The organism is Ramlibacter sp., from assembly GCF_013697775.1.
Taxonomy (GTDB): Bacteria; Pseudomonadota; Gammaproteobacteria; order Burkholderiales; family Burkholderiaceae_C; genus Ramlibacter.
Map to the genome: position 1 here is coordinate 1 of NZ_JACCWG010000308.1, position 15,745 is coordinate 15,745.

The following is a 15,745-nucleotide window of genomic DNA, read 5'->3' on the forward strand; positions in this document are numbered from 1 at the left end:
AAAGAAAAAAGCACCTGAGTCTTGCGACACAAGTGCTTGATTCGTTTCGAGTTCTTGGCTCCCCGACCTGGGCTCGAACCAGGGACCTACGGATTAACAGTCCGGCGCTCTACCAACTGAGCTATCGGGGAACAGCCTCAGATTATAGCGTCACTTTTTGGCGTTTTTGCCGCCGCGTTGACGCGCACCGATCAGCTCAATCGAACACCGGCGTTTCCACCCCCAGCACCTTGTGCAGCTTGGGGCTGGTGGTCGTGTACTGCAGGTGGATCTTGCCCTTCTCGGGGAATATCAGCGCCGCGGCGGCGAAGGCGGCCAGGGCGCATTCGTGGAAGCCCGACAGGATCAGCTTCTTCTTGCCGGGGTAGACGTTGATGTCGCCCACGGCGAAGATGCCCGGCACGTTGGTGGAGAACTTTTCGGTGTCCACCTTCAGCTGCTTGCGCTCGATGTCCAGGCCCCAGTCGGCAATCGGCCCCAGCTTGGGCGACAGGCCGAAGAAGACCAGCAGCACGTCCAGCGGCACCACGCGCGTGATGCCGTCGCTGCCCGTGACCTTCACCGCGCTGAGCTTGCCGTCCTGCTCGTCATAGCCGCTGACCTGGCCGACCAGGAACTGCATTTCCATGGCGTCGCACAGCTCGTGCATCCTGGCCACCGAGGCCGGCGCGGCGCGAAAGCCATCGCGGCGGTGCAGCAGGATGACGCTTTCTGCCTTGTGCGGGTTGCCGTCCTGGTTGGCGGCGCAGAAGTTCAGCGCCCAGTCCAGCGCCGAGTCGCCGCCGCCCACCACCACCAGGTTCTTGCCGGCGAAGTCGGCCGGGCTGCGCACGCGGTAGTGCAGCTGCGAGCCATCGAACTTCTCGATGCCGTCCACCCTCAGCAGGCGCGGCTGGAAGGCGCCTACGCCCGCCGCGATGAAAATGGTCTTGGTGATGAAGCGCGTGCCCTTGGAGGTTTCCACGAAGAAGCGGCCGTCGTCCTGCTTGCGCACCGTGGAGACTTCCTGCCCGAAATGAAAGGTGGCGCCGAACGGCTCGATCTGCTTGAGCAGGTTGTTCGTCAGCTCCTGCCCGGTGCACACCGGCACGGCCGGAATGTCGTAGATCGGCTTGTCCGGGTACAGCTCCACGCACTGGCCGCCGGGGTAGGCAAGCGAGTCGATCACATGCGCCTTGATCTCCAGCAGGCCGAGCTCGAACACCTGGAACAGGCCCACCGGGCCGGCGCCCACGATGACGGCATCGGTCTCGATCGGGCCGTCGTGGGCGGCAGCGGTCTTGAGCACTTCTTGGTTCAGTTGAGGTTCCATCTTTTTAGCGAACCAGCTCAGGCAGCTTGCCCGGCTTGTCCTTCCATTCGTCTGCATCCGGCAGGGCCGGCTTGCGTTTGGTGATGCTCTTCCAGCCCGCCGCGTGGGAGAGTTCCACGTTGATCTTGATGAACGGCACCTGGTCGGCCGGCACGTCTTCTTCCGCGTAGATGGCGTTCACCGGGCATTCCGGGATGCACACCGCGCAGTCGATGCACTCGTCGGGGTCGATGACCAGCATGTTCGGCCCCTCGCGGAAGCAGTCCACGGGACACACATCGACGCAGTCGGTGTACTTGCATCGGATACAGGATTCGGTGACGACGTGGGTCATTTTGATTGGCAGGGCGGGAAACTCTCGATTTTATTGGTATTCGTGTTCCGGGCCGCGGCATAAGGCCGTACCCATTTTTCGCAGGTTGGCCCCGCTCAACGAATCAGGACGGCGGCCGAGGTCTTGTGCGTGGCGGTGTCCACCAGCACCAGGGCGCCCAGCGTGCGCGAACGCGCGTAGGGCAGCACGGCCAGGGGCTCCTGCAGAGACAGCTCGACGTGGCCGATGCCGTTGGAGTCCAGCCGATCGGCCGGCTGCTCGTCCAGCGTGTTCACGTCCAGCCTGTGCACGATGCGCTTGATGCGCGCCTTGACCCAGCGGTGGCCGTGCAGCGCCCAGTAGACGCGGCCCGCCACCAGCGGCTCGTCGTCCAGCCAGGCCACGGTGGCGGAGATTTCGCGCGTGGCCTCGAACGGATGGGCCGCGTCCAGCAGCCAGTCGCCGCGCGACACGTCCACCTCGCGGTCCAGCACGATGCCCGCGCTGTGGCCGGCCTCCACCGTGCCGGGCTTGCGCACGTGGTCCAGCACCTGGGCCACGGTGGCCGTCTGGCCGCTCGGCAGCACGGTGACCTGCTGGCCCAGGCGCGCCGCGCCGGTGGCCACGCGGCCCCAGAACACGCGCCGGCCCTGCGAGGTGTCGGCGGAGGAAGAGAATTTCTCCACCCACTGCACCGGGAAGGCGAATGCCTCTGCCGTTTCCGCGGGCGTCACTTCCAGCTGTTCCAGCAGCTGCAGCAGGGACGGGCCCTCGTAGCCGCACCAGCCCGGCTTCGGCTCGACCACGTTGTGGCCCTTCAGTGCCGAGATCGGCACGGTGGCGCGCACGGCCACGCCGGCGGCCTGGGCGAACGCCTGCAGCGCGCCGCGGATGTTGGCGAAGGCGCGGGCGGGGTCGTCCACCGCGTCGAGCTTGTTGACCGTGAACACGATGGCCGGCACGCGCAGCAGGTTGGCCAGCAGCGTGTGGCGCCGGGTCTGCGGCAGCAGCGCCAGGCCGGGCTCCTTCCAGTCCAGCTTGGTAGCGTCCACCAGCACCACGGCTGCGTCGGCACTCGATGCAGCCGTCACCATGTTGCGGGTGTACTGCTCGTGGCCTGGCGCGTCGCCGATGATGAACTTGCGCGCGGGCGTGGCGAAGTAGCGGTAGGCCACGTCGATGGTGATGCCCTGTTCGCGCTCGGCCGACAGGCCGTCGGTCAGCAGCGCCAGATCGGTTTCGCCGGAGCGCGAGACGCTGGCCAGCTGGTCCTGCAGGACGGCGCGGCTGTCCACCAGCAGGCGGCCGATCAGCGTGCTCTTGCCGTCGTCGACCGAGCCGCAGGTGATGAACCGCAGTGCGGAAAGCGTGTCGTGCTGCATCAGAAGTACCCGTCTTTCTTGCGCTTCTCCATGGAAGCATCGGAGGTCTTGTCGTCCATGCGGGTGGCACCGCGCTCGCTGACGTCCACCGTCAGCGTTTCGGCCACCACGTCGGCGGCGTTGGCCGCGCCGCTCTCCACCGGGCAGGTGCAGGTGATGTCGCCCACGGTGCGAAAGCGCACGGTGCGGCTGACCACCTGCTCGCCTTCGCGCGGCGGCGTGAGTTCGGTCACCGGCACCAGCAGGCCGCGGCGCTCCACCACGTCGCGGCGGTGCGCGTAGTACAGCGAGGGCAGCTGGATGTCCTCGCGCTCGATGTACTGCCACACGTCCAGCTCCGTCCAGTTGGAAATGGGGAACACGCGGAAGTGCTCGCCCTGCTGCAGGCGCGTGTTGAACAGCGTCCACAGCTCGGGCCGCTGCGCCTTGGGCTGCCATTGGCCGAAGCTGTCGCGGTGCGAGAAGATGCGCTCCTTGGCGCGCGCCTTTTCCTCGTCGCGCCGCGCGCCGCCGATCAGCGCGTCGAAGCGGAATTCCTCGATGGCTTCCAGCAGCGTCACCGACTGGTGCACGTTGCGGCTTTCGTCCGGCCGGGCCAGGCGCACGGTGCCGCGACGCATGGAGTCCTCCACGCTGCGCACGACCAGTTCGGCGCCCAGTTCCTTCGCGCGCAAGTCGCGGAAGTCCGTAACTTCGGGGAAGTTGTGGCCGGTGTCGATCATCAGCAGCGGGTAGGGGATGCGTCCCGTGCCGAAGGCTTTCTCGGCGCATTTCAGCAGCACCAGCGAGTCCTTGCCGCCGGAGAACAGCAGCGTGGGGCGCTCGAAGGCGGCCGCCACCTCGCGCAGGATGAAGATGGCTTCCTCTTCCAGCGCATTCAGGTGGCTGTTGCTGATGGTTCCCAGCAGTTGCGGTTCGGCGCGTGCGTTCATGCGATGTTCCCTTCAACAGCGACCCGTTCGCCCTGTGTTCCCATCCGTTCGCCCTGAGCTTGTCGAAGGGCTTCGACAGGCTCAGCCCGAACGGAGTGGGGCTCAGCCCGAACGGAGGTATCAACCCGAACGGTTGCTTCGTCCTTCACATGCAGGCCGCATTCCTTGGCGGCTTCGTCTTCCCACCACCAGCGGCCGGCGCGGAAGTCCTCGCCCAGCGAAATGGCGCGGGTGCAGGGCGCGCAGCCGATGCTGGGGTAGAACTGGTCGTGCAGCGGGTTGTAGTCGACCTTGTTGGCCTGGATGTAGTGCCACACGTCGCCCCAGGTCCAGTCGGCCAGCGGGTTGATCTTGGCGCGGCCCGCGGCGGCTTGACCGCCGCCTTGCGGGACTTGGGCTTCGTCAGTGGTGTCGATCAGCGGCACCTCGGCGCGGCCGATCGACTGCTCGCGGCGCAGGCCGGTGATCCAGGCACGCTGCCCGGCCAGCGCACGCTCCAGCGGTTCGACCTTGCGGATGTGGCAGCAGGCCTTGCGCAGCTCGATGCTGCGGTACATCGGGTCCTTGCCTTCGCGGCCGACGAAGCGGACCACCGACTCCTGCACCGGCCGGTAGACGTTGACCTGCGCGCGCGAGGTGGCCTGCGTGCGTGCCAGCAGGTCCAGCGTTTCCTGGTGCAGCATGCCGGTCTCCAGCACGAACACCGGGATGTCCAGCTCTAGGCTGTTGATCAGGTGGGTGATGACCACGTCTTCCGCGCCCAGGCTGGAGGCCTGGGTCAGTGGCGAGAACTCGGCCGCGGCGCGGCACAGCAGCTGCTGCGTGCCGGCGAGCTTGTCCTCGAAGTCCTTCGAGGCACGGGCGTGCAGGTCGATGGCGCTCATGTCAGACGATGTCCTTGAACAGCGGCTGCGGCTTGGCCGCATCGCCCTGGTAGTAGCCGGGGTAGCGCGCGAACTGGCGCTGCGCGTCCACCGGGTCCTTGCCTTCTTTCAGCACGGCGCTGCTGAAGCCCGAGCGCTGCATCTGCACCAGCTGGTCGATCAGCACGTCGCCGGTGGCGCGGATCTCGCCCGCGAAGCCGCGGCGGCGGCGCAGCAGGATGGCTTGGCTGTAAGCGCGGCCATCGGTGAATTTCGGGAAATCCAGCTCGATGCGCTGCACGCCGTCCAGCGGCAGCTCCAGCGGATCGGCGTCGTTGGCGACGCGCAGCACGCCTTGCGCTTCGGTGCCGGCTTGAGCCTCAGCCGCATGCACGCCAGCCTCGATGATCTCGATCGTCAGTTCCATCACACGGTTTCCTTTTCGGCGAAGCGCGCGCCGTTGGCGGCGGCCTTGAACGGATCGAGGCCGACGCGGCGCAGCGTGGCGATGAAGGCTTCGGCCTTGCCGTCGGCCTCGGTGCGGCGCTCGCGGCGGTAGGTGTCCAGCACGGCCTCGACCACTTCGGGCACTTCGGCCGCGGAGAACGAGGGGCCCACCACCTTGCCCGGCGTGGCGGGGCCCGACAGGTGGTCGCCGTTGGCGCCGCCCAGCGTGACCTGGTACCACTCCTTGCCGTCCTTGTCGACGCCGAGGATGCCGATGTGTCCCGCGTGGTGGTGGCCGCACGAGTTGATGCAGCCGGAGATGTTGAGGTCGATCTCGCCGATGTCGTAGAGCTCGTCCAGGTCCTGGTAGCGCTGCGTGATGGCTTCGGCGATCGGCAGCGAGCGCGCGTTGGCCAGCGAGCAGAAGTCGCCGCCGGGGCAGGCGATCATGTCGGTCAGCAGGCCGATGTTCGGCTTGGCCAGGCCGGCTTTGCGGGCCGCGGCCCACAGCTCGGGCAGGTCGTCCTGGTGCACCCAGGGCAGCACCAGGTTTTGCTCGTGTGTCACGCGGGCTTCGCCGGCGGAAAAGCACTCGGCCAGCTCGGCGGCGGTGTCCAGCTGCTGCGCGTCGGCGTCGCCGGGCGCCTGGCCCAGGCGCTTGAACGACAGCGTGACGGCGCGCAGCTCGGGGTTGCGGTGGCCGGCCACGTTGCGCTGCAGCCAGCGGTCGTAGGCCGGGTCGGCCTCGGCGTCGCTGCGCACGATCTCGTGCAGCCGCGCGTCCGCGCCCTTGCGCTCGCGCTTGAGCTCCGGCGCGACGAAGGAGGCGGCGACGCGGTCGAACACGGCCTGCGTGATGGTGTGCGGCGCGCCATCCACCTCCACGATGGCCTTGTACTCGGCTTCCACTTCCTCGATGTACTTCGGGCCTTCGGCCTTCACCAGGATCTTGATGCGCGCCTTCCAGGCGTTGTCGCGGCGGCCCCAGCGGTTGTAGACGCGGATCACCGCTTCCAGGTAGTTCAGCAGCTGGTCCCAGGGCAGGAACTCGCGCACCACGGCGCCGATGATCGGCGTGCGGCCCATGCCGCCGCCCACCTGCACGCGAAAACCCAGGTCGCCGGCCTCGTTGCGCAGCAGCTGCAGGCCCACGTCGTACCAGCCGATGGCGGCACGGTCTTCGCGCGCGCCGTTCACCGCGATCTTGAACTTGCGTGGCAGAAAGGCGAATTCGGGATGCAGCGTGCTCCACTGCCGCATGATTTCGCAGAACGGCCGCGGATCGGCGATCTCGTCGGGCGCAACGCCTGCCAGCTCGTCGCTGGTGATGTTGCGGATGCAGTTGCCGCTGGTCTGGATGCCGTGCATGTTCACGCTGGCCAGCAGCTCCATCACGTCGGCGCTCTTGTCCAGTGGAATCCAGTTGAACTGCACGTTGGTGCGGGTGGTGAAGTGGCCGTAGCCGTACTTCAGGTGCGTGGCCACCGGCGTGCCGCCGCGCACCGGGACCTCGCCCAGCGCCCACTGCTTTTCCTGCGCCTCGCGCAGCAGCTCCGCGTCGGGCTGGTCGTAGTCGCGCGCGATCCTGGCCATCACCCGCAGCTGTGCGCTGGAGATCTCGCCGTAGGGCACCGCGATGCGCAGCATGGGCGCATAGCGCTGGATGTACCAGCCGTTCTGCAGCCGCAGCGGCCGGAATTCGTCGTCGCTCAGCCGGCCCGCGTAGTACCGCTCCAATTGGTCGCGATACTGCGCGGCGCGGTTGCGCACGAACTGCTTGTCGAATTCTGTGTACTGGTACATGCGTTTGCTTTTCTTCTTCAGATCGAAATCAGGCGCACGCCGGCATAGGCCAGCAGCACGGACAACAGGGACCGGATCAGCCGCTCCGGCGCGCGGCGCCCCAGGCGCGTGCCCAGCCAGATACCGGGCAGCGAACCGATGAGCAGGGTGCCAAGCAGCGGCCAGTCCACCGAGCCGAGCGAGGCGTGGCCCAGGCCGGCGGTGAGCGTGAGCGGCACCGCGTAGGCAATGTCGGCGGCCACGATGCGCGACAGCGGCAGCGCCGGGTACAGCAGCATCAGCACCGTGACGCCGATGGCGCCGGCGCCCACCGAGGTCAGCGACACCAGCGCGCCGATGGCGGCGCCGAACAGCACCGGCAGGCTCCAGTGGCGCGGCCGCGTGGCCTGGGCCAGCTGCTCGGGCGGAATCTCGCGCGGGCTGGCTTTGCCGCGCACCGCCTTGTAGAGCGTGGCCGCCGCGGTCAGCAGCAGGGCCGCGCCCAGCGTGGTGGTCATGATCTGCTGGACGGCGGGGTTGGCCGGGCCGAAGTGCCGCAGCACGAGCACGGTGGCAATGGCCGCGGGAATGCTGCCGGCGGCCAGCAGGCGGACCACCGGCCAGTCGATGGCGCGGGCACGGGCCAGCGCCGCCGCGCCGCCGAACTTGGTGCCGGCGGCGAACAGCAGGTCGGTGCCGACCGCGAGATAGGGTTTGACGCCGAACGCGAAAATCAGGATCGGCGTCATCAGCGAGCCGCCGCCGACGCCGGTGAGCCCGACGATCAGCCCGACAAGAAACCCAGCAAAAATGAAAGCCAGATCGTGCATGGAGCCGTGAATCTAGCGACGGTCCTTATGAGCTCAAACTATTTTTTTATTCAGGTCTTATGCGGATAAGCTTATGAGCGAGGCTGGATGCGGGCTCCGGGGCGTCCAGCGGCGCATGCCGGATAAGCGCAATTCGGGGGCGCGATAATGGGTCAACAACAAGAACGCGAATCTGGCATGGCTCAGAGGATCTTCGTCAAGGTCGTCGGTTTCACCGACGCGGAGCGCGCGGCGCTCGCCACCGCGTTCGGGCAACCGTCCGAACAGGGCCTTTCTTATGTGCTTTGGGCCGAGGGCGTCGCGCCCGCGCCGCACGTGGCGCTGCTGGATGCCGAGGCCCCCTCGGCTTGGCAGGAAGCCCAGGCCACCCGCAGCGCTGCCGTGGTGCTGGCCTGGGTCGGCCCCGGCGCCCCGGAATACGCCTGGCACCAGCTCGACCGGCCGATCGACGCCGCCGAGCTGATGCGCGTGATGGACGGCTTGTTCGCGCTGCCCGCCGACGAGCTCGATTTCGACCTGGTGATCGACGAGGAGCCCAACACGCTGCCGCCGGACATTCCGCTGGACATCGACACGCTCCCGGCCGACACCTTGCCACCCGATACCCAGCCGGCCGACACCGAGCCGCCGGAGACCGAGCCCGGCGACACCGTCCCGCCCGAAGCGCACCCGCCCACCCGGCGCGCGCTGATCGCCAGCCCCAGCCTGGAAGAACGGTTGTACCTGCGCGCCAAGCTCGCGCTCAACAACCTCACGCTGGCCGACGATGCCGACACGGCGGCGCGCGCGCTGGAGCTCATGCACGCCGGCCACTACACCGTGGTGTGGCTCGATTTCGCGCTGGACAGCGCGCGCTGCTGGGACCTGCTGGCGCTGGCGGCGCGCTCTCAGCCCGGCCGCCTGATCGCCGCCAAGCCGCAGGTGTCCTGGCTGGAACAGCGCCGCGCGCGCGGCATGGGCGCCGAGCTGCTGGGCAAGCCGCTGGATCCGGTGGAATTGCAGACGCTGCTGCAGGGCATTTAGCCCGGCAGCAGCCGGGCGGCGTCCAGCGCATCCGCCAGCCTGCCCGGCAGGGGCGCGGGCTCGCCGTGCAGGCGAGCAGCCAGCAGCTCGGCGCACAGCGCGGCGAAGGTGAGGCCGCGCGATCCCATCGCGGTGCTGACCGCCAGGCCTGATTCCAACAACCCCACCAGCGGCCGCCGGTCGCGCGAGGCGCAGCGCACGCCGGTCCAGGCGTTGACCTCGCCGCGCGCGAACTGCGCCTGCAAGCTCGCCGCCGCGCGCGGCGCAAGCTGCCCCAGACGTTCCAGGTTGGCCTGCTGGTCGGCTGGGCGGATGTCCGTTTCCGTTTCACCGCGGCCGTAGGTCGAGCCGCTCAGCCAAGCCATGCCATCGGCAAGCGGCACGCTCGGTAGGAAGTGCCCGTGCCCGTTGAGCGGCCAGGGCGGCAGTTGCGCCATGCCGTCGTGCCGGCCCCAGGACACCTGGCCACGCACCGGGTGGAGCGTGAGGCGCTGGTCGAGCAACGCCGCGCTGCCCAGCGCCGCCGCAACCACCACCAGGTCGGCGCGCGCGCAGTCCGCACCTTGCGCATCGACCACCCCCCAGCCGTCCGTGTCGCGCACGATGCCGCGGACCGCGACGCCGCCGCGCCACGTGATGCCGGGCTGCGCCAGCCAGGCGTTCACCAGGGCGGCGGGCTTGATCCAGGCGGCAGCCGCGTGCCACCACGCCTGGTCGCTCTCGGCCAGGCCGGCGCCCATCTTGCGTCTGGCATCCGCCGTGCAGGCCCAGGCCTCGCCACCGTCGCCCAGATTGGGCACCGGGCGGGGATCGCCGAGGCGATGTTCCAGCGCCCCGCTACGCTGCCAGTCCTGCCCGCCGTGCAGCAAGGCTTCGCACTGCGCCAGCGTGATGCGCACGCCCGCGCGCGTGAGCCGCGACAGCAGGTTGTCGTCCGGCGACTGGTGCGGCGCCATCAGCCCGGCGGGCAGCGACGAGGTGCCTTGTGCCGGCGCGGTGTGCGCATCCAGCACCTGCACCTGCCAGCCGCGGCGCGCCAGGCTGGCAGCGGCGGCGGCGCCCGCCAGTCCGCCACCGATGACGGCGCAGCGTCCCGGCTGCTGCTGCTCGCTTGCATCGCCGCGGACCTTGGGCTCCCACGCGGGATCGTAGGTGCCGCGCAGGCCTGTGCTGTGCTGCTGCATGCGAAAGCCGAGTTGCGCCAATTCGCGCAGCGTGTCGTTCGGTAGCGCCAGGGTCGCTATCCCCGTGCCGCGCCGGCACAGGCGTGCCACGGCCTTCGCGATGTCGAGCCCGCATCCAACACCAAGGAATACCGAGTCGGCGGTGCAGCGCAGTTCGCGCAGCATGGCCGCCGCGTCGCCCACGCACAGCGTGAGCAGCACGCGGCCGCCCTCGAACGACAGGCGATGGAAACCCGGCAACAAACCCCAGCACTGCGCTGCCAGCTCCGCAGCAAGGAGCTGCAGTTCAGGAAGGGAAGCCGCGCCGCGCCGCAGGTCCTCGGGGCGCACCGGCCGCGCCGCAATCGCCGCGTAGTGCAACATGCGTGGCCGTTGAGGATCGTCCTTCCAGGCGCGCCACGCGGCCAGGAAATCCACGCCGGACGCGAAACCGGTGTCGAGGATGCGCCACTGCGCCTGCTCGGCCCAGGCCCCGGGCAAACCGCAGCCGGCGAGAAGCACGCGAAGCTGCCCGCGTGTTATTCGGTCGGAGGCACGTAGCCCTGTGCGGCGTCGGCGCCGTCGCCGAAGAAATGGTTTTCCATCTGGCGCTTGAGGTACTCGCGAGCGCGCTGGTCCGCGAGGTTGAGCCGGTTCTCGTTGACCAGCATGGTCTGGTGCTTGAGCCAGCCGGCCCAGGCCTCCTTGCTCACGTTCTCATAGAGACGCTTGCCCAGTTCGCCCGGGTAGGGCGGGAAATCGAGGCCTTCGGCTTCGTGGCCGAGTTTGACGCATTGCACGTTGCGGGGCATGGGGGACGGACTCCTGTGTCCTTGATTAGCTTATGCGGATAAACAACTGAGAACTCTGTCGTTCTCGTTGAGCCCGGCGGCTTCCAGAATGCGTCGCATCACAACAAAACGGCAGCGAGCATTCCAAATGAGCCTTCGGCGCGACTTTATCAAGATTCCCCTGGCCCTCGCCCTGGCGGACGGCGTCGGCCTGGCCGTGGCGCAGCAACCGGTCTCGCTGCTCAACGTTTCCTACGACCCCACGCGCGAGTTGTACGTGGAGTTCAACCAGGCCTTCGCCAGGTACTGGAAGGGCAAGACCGGCCAGGACGTGAGCATCAAGCAGTCGCATGGCGGCTCGGGCAAGCAGGCGCGCTCGATCATCGACGGGCTGGACGCCGACGTGTCCACGCTCGCGCTGGCCGGCGACACCGACGCCCTGGTGAAGAACGGCGGCTGGCTGGCTCCCGACTGGCAAAAGCGCCTGCCGCACAACGCCTCGCCCTACACCTCCACCATCGTGCTGGTGGTGCGCCAGGGCAACCCCAAGGGCATCAAGGACTGGGACGACCTGACGAAGCCCGGCATCAGCGTGATCACGCCCAACCCCAAGACCTCGGGCGGCGCGCGCTGGAACTACCTGGCGGCCTGGGAATTCGCTTTGCGCAAGTACGGCGGCCAGAACCGTGATGCCGGGAAAGCCAAGGAGTTCGTGGCCAAGCTGTACGCCAACGTGCCGGTTCTCGACACCGGCGCGCGCGGCTCCACAATCACCTTCGCGCAGCGCGGCATGGGCGACGTGCTGATCGCCTGGGAGAACGAGGCCTACCTGCTGGAAAAAGAATTCAACACCAAGTTCGACGTGATCGCGCCGTCCATCTCCATCCTGGCCGAACCCGCGGTGGCGGTGGTGGACAAAAACGTGGACAGGAAGGGCACGCGCGCGGTGGCCGAGGAGTACCTGAAGTACCTGTACACCGAGGAAGGCCAGGACATCATCGGCAAGAACTTCTACCGCCCGGCGATTTCGCAAAAGGCCCAGGCCAAGTACGCCAGGCAGTTCCCCAAGCTGAACCTGTTCACCATCGACCAGGCCTTCGGCGGCTGGGGCAAGGCGGACAAGGAGCACTTTGCCGACGGCGGCAGCTTCGACCAGATCTTCACGCGCAAGTGATACAGATCGACGCAACGGGCGCACGGGGCGCACCGCCGTGTCCACAATGGGCCAGCCCTGTGGCTCCCAAGGATCCCGATGAACACTCCCATTCACTACGACATCGCCGTCGTCGCCGGCAGCCTGCGCCGCGACTCCTTCAACCGCCAGCTGGCGACCGCGCTGGCGCAGCTCGCGCCACAGGGACTGCACCTCAAGCTGGTGGAGATCGGCGACCTGCCGCTGTACAACCAGGACGACGACGCCGACCCGCACGCGTCGGTGCGGCGGCTGAAAGGCGAGATCGCGGCGGCGCACGGCGTGGTGTTCGTCACGCCCGAATACAACCGCTCGATCCCGGGCGTGCTGAAGAACGCGATCGACCACGCCTCGCGGCCCTACGGCCAGAGCGCGTGGGCGAACAAGCCGGCCGGCGTGCTGGGCATCTCCATCGGCGGCATGGGCACCTCGATGGCGCAGCAGCACCTGCGCAACGTGCTGGCCTACCTGGACATGCCGACTTTGAACCAGCCGGAGCTGTATCTCACCAACAAGCCGGGCTTCTTCGATGCGCAGGGCGCCATCGCGGCCGACGACACGCGGCAGTTGCTGCAGCGTTGGCTGGAGCGGTTCGCGGCGCTGGTGAAGCAGCGGGCCGTGGCGGTGGAAGGAGCCTGAGGGGCTTGACTCCTCTCCCGCGTGCGGGAGAGGGAGAAATACCATCAGGCGAGTGCCGCTTCTTCCGCCGTCATCGCCGCGATCTGCACCTCGGCCTGCGCCAGCGCGGCCACCTTGGCGTCCTCGCCCATCGACAGGCCTTCGGCGTGCACGAAGCGCACGTCGGTGATGCCGAAGAAGCCGAAGATCAGCTGCAGGTAGCCGTCCTGGTGCTGGGCGATCGGGCTGCCGGTGTACTTGCCGCCGCGCGTGGCGGCCACGATCACCGTCTTGCCGCCGGCCAGGCCTTCGGGTCCGGCCGCGGTGTAGCGGAAGGTGCGGCCGGCCTGGGCGATGCGGTCGATCCAGGCCTTCAGCTGGGTGGGCACGGAGAAGTTGTACATCGGCGCGCCCAGCACGATCACGTCGGCCGCCAGGAACTGGCTGACCAGCCGCTCGGACACCGCGTTCTCGCGCTGCTGCACCGCGCTCGGCGTGCCGCCGGCGGGCAGGCGAAAGCCCAGCGAATCGGCGTTCAGGTGGGTCGGCGCGTCGGCCGCCAGGTCGAGGTGCTCGACCACGGTGCCGGGATGGCTGGCCTGCCACTCGGCAACGATGCGCGCGCTCAGCTGGCGAGAGACCGAGTTGGTGCCCAGCGGGCTGGAATCGACGTGTAGAAGTTTCATGACCTTTTCTCCTGAATTGCGGCTTTCGGCCTGTCACTGATTCTGGGGATGGGTCATTCGATTGATAAGCCAGCGAATCCGGGATAGATTGTCCTGCTGATAGGACAACCTCATGCAAGACCTCAACGACATGCTCTTTTTCGCCGAGGTGGTGGACAAGGGCGGCTTTGCCGCCGCCGGGCGGGCGCTGGGCGTGCCCAAGTCCAAGCTGTCGCGCCGCGTGGCCGGGCTGGAAGCGCGCCTGGGCGTGCGCCTGCTGCAGCGGACCACGCGAAAGCTCTCGCTCACCGAGGCCGGCGAGCTGTACCACCGCCACTGTGCCGCCATCCGCGACGAGGCCGCCGCCGCGACCGATGCGCTGGCGCAGGTGCAGCAGGCCCCGCGCGGCACGGTGCGCATGACCTGCCCGATCACGCTGGCGCAGAGCAACGTCGGCCGGGTCATCGCGCATTTCCTGGTGCTGCACCCGGAGGTGCGCGTGGAGATGCAGGTGACCAACCGCGTGGTGGACCTGGTGGAGGAGGGCGTGGACGTGGCGCTGCGGGTGCGCCCGACGCTGGAGGACAGCGGCAGCCTGGTGGTGAAGTCGCTGGGCCGCACTTCGGGCGTGATGGTGGGCGCGCCGGCGCTGCTGGCGCAGGCGGGCCCGATCGCCGGCGTGGACGACCTGCAGCGCCTGCCCACCGTCGCCATGGGCGTGGTGGACGGCCGCGCCAGCTGGCGGCTGGTGGGCCCCGGCGGCAAGGAGCACATGTTCGTGCACCGGCCGCGCTACGTGGCCGACGACATCATCACGCTGAAGGCCGCCGTGATGGAGGGCGTGGGCATCTACATGCTGCCCGACTACCTGTGCAGCGAGTCGCTGGCCAACGGCCGGCTGGCCGAGGTGCTGCCCGGCTGGGCGCCGGCGCAGGCCGTGGTGCACGCGGTGTTCCCCTCGCGGCGCGGCCTGCTGCCGGCGGTGCGCCGGTTCCTGGATTTCCTGGGCGAGAACGTGCAGGGCGAGGCGATGGCGTTCGGCTCCATCGCGCCCGCCTGACGCGCCCGCCCGGTCACCAGGCGAAGGTGAAGATCAGGTCCACCGCCGATGCGCCGCCGGTTTCGGCGCGCACCTTCAGCCGCTTGGAGATCTCGTAGAACACGTACAGCGTGCCCAGCCCGCCCGACAGGCTGCGTTCGAACGAGGCGTAGAAGTTCTGCGAGAAGCGTTTGCCCAGCGCCACCAGTGGCCCGCCTTCGCCGCGCTTGATCGACAGCTGGTCCAGGTGGAGCTTGCTGGCGAAGCCGCCGCCGGTGCCGCCGCGCGCCGACAGCAGCGCCAGCGCGGCCTGCTGCACCAGCGCGGCCTCGGCGCCGCTGCCCGCTGACTGCTGGCCGGTGACCAGCAGCGTGAGCTTCTGCGCGTCGGGCAGCTCCGGCTCCGAGTACAGGCGGATCAGCGGCGATTGCGCGCGGCCGCTCACCAGCACGCCCACGCGCTGCTCGGTGCGCGGGCGGATCGCCAGCACGTCCAGCGCGGGGTTGTCCGGCGCGCCGGTGAAGCGCAGCACGCCGCGCTCGATCTCCAGCTGCTGGCCGTAGGCGCGGTAGCGGCCGCCCACGGTGTTCAGCGTTCCGGTGATGCGCGGCTCGCGCGGCGAGTCGGCGGCGATGTCCAGCGTGCCGGCCAGCCGCGTGTCCAGGCCGCGGCCCTGCACGCGGAAGGCGTTGCCCAGGTCGACCTGCACGGCCACGCGCACCGGCTTCTCCTTCGGCGGGATGACGGGAACGCCGGGCGCGGGACCGGCGCCGGCCTGCCGGGTGGCCGGCAGCTGCCGCTTGCGCTCGTCGGCGGTGGCGATCTGGCCCGGGGCGTTGCGCACCATCACGTCCTCGCCCAGGCGCGGCGGGGACTCCTCGGGCACCACGATCAGCGCCTCGTCGATGTTCAGCTTGCCGCTGACGTCGGTGCCCTGCGGCGCCACCTTCGCATCCAGCTGGCCGGACACCGTGACGCGCCGGTCGCTGCGGATGCTGGCGTGCAGCTTGGCCAGCTGCACGGTCGCGGTGAGTTCCGGCCCGCCCTTGGCCCAGCGGCCCTCGCCGCGCGCGGTGAGCGTGCCGCCGTTCTCGCCTTCGCCGGCGCCGCGCAGCACGAATTCGTCCACCCGCAGGCGGTCGCCGTCCACGCGTGCGCGCAGCCGCCCGTCGCGCAGCTCGATGCCGTCGACCACCGAGCGCAGTCCCAGGTTGTCGGCCTGGATCGGCCCGCTGAACAGCGGCTGCGCCCGCGTGCCGGCCACGGCCACGTCGGCGCGCAGGGTGCCGCGCAGCCGCCAGCCCGGCGGCGCCAGCAGCGACCAGATGCCGATGCGCGGCAGCTCCGCGCGCACGCGGCCTTCCAGCGCGGCCTGCTCGGGCCATTGCCAGCC

At 68.9% G+C, this 15,745-nt stretch carries 16 protein-coding genes and 1 tRNA gene; 4 read left to right on the forward strand and 13 right to left on the reverse strand.

Annotated features, from left to right (window positions below; all coding sequences use genetic code 11):
• Nucleotides 1–55: 55 nt before the first annotated feature.
• The 9 genes from H0U68_RS15325 to H0U68_RS15365 form a co-directional block, all read right to left on the reverse strand.
• A tRNA-Asn gene (locus tag H0U68_RS15325) sits at nt 56–131 on the reverse strand.
• Nucleotides 132–196: 65 nt separating this feature from the next.
• Complete coding sequence (locus tag H0U68_RS15330; protein WP_296357072.1) at nt 197–1,312, reverse strand: NAD(P)/FAD-dependent oxidoreductase; 1,116 nt, start codon at nt 1,310–1,312, stop codon at nt 197–199.
• Nucleotides 1,313–1,316: 4 nt separating this feature from the next.
• The gene (gene fdxA / locus H0U68_RS15335) at nt 1,317–1,646 is read right to left on the reverse strand and encodes a ferredoxin FdxA (RefSeq protein ID WP_296357074.1); all 330 of its coding nucleotides are present in this window, start codon (nt 1,644–1,646) and stop codon (nt 1,317–1,319) included.
• A 95-nt stretch (nt 1,647–1,741) separates the two neighbouring features.
• Entirely contained in the window at nt 1,742–3,007 is a 1,266-nt protein-coding gene (locus H0U68_RS15340) for a GTP-binding protein (RefSeq protein ID WP_296357075.1), read from the reverse strand.
• Complete coding sequence (gene cysD, locus H0U68_RS15345) at nt 3,007–3,939, reverse strand: sulfate adenylyltransferase subunit CysD (protein WP_296357077.1); 933 nt, start codon at nt 3,937–3,939, stop codon at nt 3,007–3,009. The genes H0U68_RS15340 and cysD overlap by 1 nt, the downstream gene beginning before the upstream one ends.
• Nucleotides 3,936–4,823, reverse strand: a complete 888-nt coding sequence (locus H0U68_RS15350; RefSeq protein WP_296357079.1) for a phosphoadenylyl-sulfate reductase — start codon at nt 4,821–4,823, stop codon at nt 3,936–3,938. Before H0U68_RS15350 ends, cysD begins: the two co-directional genes overlap by 4 nt.
• Nucleotide 4,824: 1 nt before the next feature.
• Nucleotides 4,825–5,217, reverse strand: a complete 393-nt coding sequence (locus H0U68_RS15355; protein WP_296357119.1) for a DUF934 domain-containing protein — start codon at nt 5,215–5,217, stop codon at nt 4,825–4,827.
• 11 nt (nt 5,218–5,228) lie between these two features.
• On the reverse strand, nt 5,229–7,052 hold the full coding sequence (locus tag H0U68_RS15360) for a nitrite/sulfite reductase (RefSeq protein ID WP_296357100.1): 1,824 nt from the start codon (nt 7,050–7,052) through the stop codon (nt 5,229–5,231).
• 17 nt (nt 7,053–7,069) lie between these two features.
• Nucleotides 7,070–7,861 carry a sulfite exporter TauE/SafE family protein gene (locus tag H0U68_RS15365; protein WP_296357102.1) on the reverse strand — a complete coding sequence of 264 codons (792 nt, stop codon included), beginning with the start codon at nt 7,859–7,861 and terminating at the stop codon, nt 7,070–7,072.
• Nucleotides 7,862–8,038: 177 nt separating this feature from the next.
• Between H0U68_RS15365 and H0U68_RS15370 the strand changes: the two genes are divergently transcribed.
• Entirely contained in the window at nt 8,039–8,884 is an 846-nt protein-coding gene (locus H0U68_RS15370; protein WP_296357104.1) for a hypothetical protein, read from the forward strand.
• On the opposite strand, the gene mnmC is transcribed toward H0U68_RS15370, so the two are convergent.
• Nucleotides 8,881–10,569, reverse strand: a complete 1,689-nt coding sequence (mnmC, locus tag H0U68_RS15375; RefSeq protein ID WP_296357106.1) for an FAD-dependent 5-carboxymethylaminomethyl-2-thiouridine(34) oxidoreductase MnmC — start codon at nt 10,567–10,569, stop codon at nt 8,881–8,883. The genes H0U68_RS15370 and mnmC overlap by 4 nt on opposite strands.
• A gap of 17 nt (nt 10,570–10,586) precedes the next feature.
• A complete protein-coding gene (locus H0U68_RS15380) occupies nt 10,587–10,859 on the reverse strand; it encodes an oxidative damage protection protein (RefSeq protein ID WP_296357108.1) in 273 nt (90 codons plus the stop codon).
• Between the two features lie 127 nt (nt 10,860–10,986).
• On the opposite strand from H0U68_RS15380, the gene H0U68_RS15385 reads away from it, so the two are divergent.
• Nucleotides 10,987–12,012, forward strand: a complete 1,026-nt coding sequence (locus tag H0U68_RS15385; protein WP_296357110.1) for a sulfate ABC transporter substrate-binding protein — start codon at nt 10,987–10,989, stop codon at nt 12,010–12,012.
• Nucleotides 12,013–12,090: 78 nt separating this feature from the next.
• Nucleotides 12,091–12,669 carry an NAD(P)H-dependent oxidoreductase gene (locus H0U68_RS15390; protein ID WP_296357111.1) on the forward strand — a complete coding sequence of 193 codons (579 nt, stop codon included), beginning with the start codon at nt 12,091–12,093 and terminating at the stop codon, nt 12,667–12,669.
• Nucleotides 12,670–12,713: 44 nt separating this feature from the next.
• Here the strand turns inward: H0U68_RS15390 and H0U68_RS15395 are convergent, their stop codons facing one another.
• Nucleotides 12,714–13,334, reverse strand: a complete 621-nt coding sequence (locus H0U68_RS15395; RefSeq protein WP_296357113.1) for an NAD(P)H-dependent oxidoreductase — start codon at nt 13,332–13,334, stop codon at nt 12,714–12,716.
• Between the two features lie 112 nt (nt 13,335–13,446).
• On the opposite strand from H0U68_RS15395, the gene H0U68_RS15400 reads away from it, so the two are divergent.
• Nucleotides 13,447–14,373, forward strand: a complete 927-nt coding sequence (locus H0U68_RS15400; protein ID WP_296357115.1) for a LysR family transcriptional regulator — start codon at nt 13,447–13,449, stop codon at nt 14,371–14,373.
• Nucleotides 14,374–14,386: 13 nt separating this feature from the next.
• On the opposite strand, the gene H0U68_RS15405 is transcribed toward H0U68_RS15400, so the two are convergent.
• A partial coding sequence (locus tag H0U68_RS15405; protein WP_296357117.1) for a translocation/assembly module TamB domain-containing protein occupies nt 14,387–15,745 on the reverse strand: 1,359 nt, incomplete at its 5' end.